1 rRNA gene and 1 pseudogene are annotated in these 1280 nt (G+C 43.1%); both read left to right on the top strand.

Going from position 1 to position 1280, the window contains the following annotated elements:
* Window positions 1–233, top strand: a pseudogene (locus L5L98_RS22175) (IS4 family transposase); the annotation flags it as partial.
* Window positions 234–1118: 885 nt separating this feature from the next.
* A 16S ribosomal RNA gene (locus L5L98_RS22170) occupies window positions 1119–1280 on the top strand; the annotation flags it as partial.

The raw sequence follows: 1280 nt of genomic DNA, 5'->3' as shown, positions 1-1280 counted from the left end.
CGGTCCACCCCAATCAACTGAGTTTTCGAGATGCGGCGAGTTATATCATCTTCAAGTTGACACAACTGTCATCACAAACACCGGGGAATGTCCCGAGAGACGTATTGGATATAGAACGAAATGCACGGCAATTTAAGCTGGATGGTAAACGGGAAAGGGCATATCCACGAGTTCTTAAAATGAGCAAAAACAAGTTCCCGGTTAGACCAAAGAAAAATGCCGTTCACTCTTAAGTGAACGGCATTACGCCATTGGCGGGTATTTTTTTGCTTCTAAATTTCCTGTCACTAAATATAGGTAAGCGAACATGCCACTCTTAATGTGCATGACGTCTTTGATAAATCAACTTAGCTTTAATAGATAAGCTCATCGCTAACAAGTGGCCAATATCAGCTTTGTGCAATACGGCCTGTATCTCTGATTAAGTCGGCAAAGAGTTTCTTTAATCTATCGTTCGCCCATTTATTAGAACAAGCTGCATCAAGAACCCACCTCTGGCCTCGAGAATCAACGGAATCTCCGTGCTTTATTCGTAGTAATAGAGGCTCATCAAATCTCATTTTAAGTTGAAACTGAGTCTAAAACGAGCAGGGTGTGGATAACTTTGGGGGTAAGTGGTGGGTATGGTGTGGCTAGATTAGATAATTAGAATTAACTGCAAATTTCCTGAAAATAGGGGTTGCGCAAAATCTCCTGCTGCCTATAATGCGCATCCACTGACACGGCAGACAGCGTTAAGCAGCCTGATGTGACAGTTCATCGATGAATTTACTGATTGATGAGTGTTGAGAAAGTTTGCAAAACTCCTTGACGCGAAACGGGAAATGCGTAGAATACGCAGCCCTAGCCAACTGGAAGCGTTMGRCGCTCAGTGTGGTACTCAARTTCTCTTACGAATATTGAGTTGCTCTTTAACAAGATAAAACAAGAAATCTGTGTGGRCAYTCACAGGTGTTGAGTTAATCGAAACTGCTTAACCTTMGGGTTGGCAGTCAAAAATTTAAATCAATGTAACAATGAGTGTTCATAGTAATATGTACAGTTTGTTTCTTTAGTTAGAAACAAAAAATCAGAATTCATTGAGCCGCTGAAGTCGCAAGACGGAAGCAACAAAACTTTAATTGAAGAGTTTGATCATGGCTCAGATTGAACGCTGGCGGCAGGCCTAACACATGCAAGTCGAGCGGCAGCACAAGGGAGTTTACTCCTGAGGTGGCGAGCGGCGGACGGGTGAGTAATGCCTAGGGATCTGCCCAGTCGAGGGGGATAACAGTTGGAAA

The sequence above is a fragment of the Shewanella sp. SM23 genome (assembly GCF_025654295.1).
Classification (GTDB): domain Bacteria; phylum Pseudomonadota; class Gammaproteobacteria; order Enterobacterales; family Shewanellaceae; genus Shewanella; species Shewanella oncorhynchi.
This window is presented reverse-complemented; position numbering and strand designations above follow the sequence as displayed.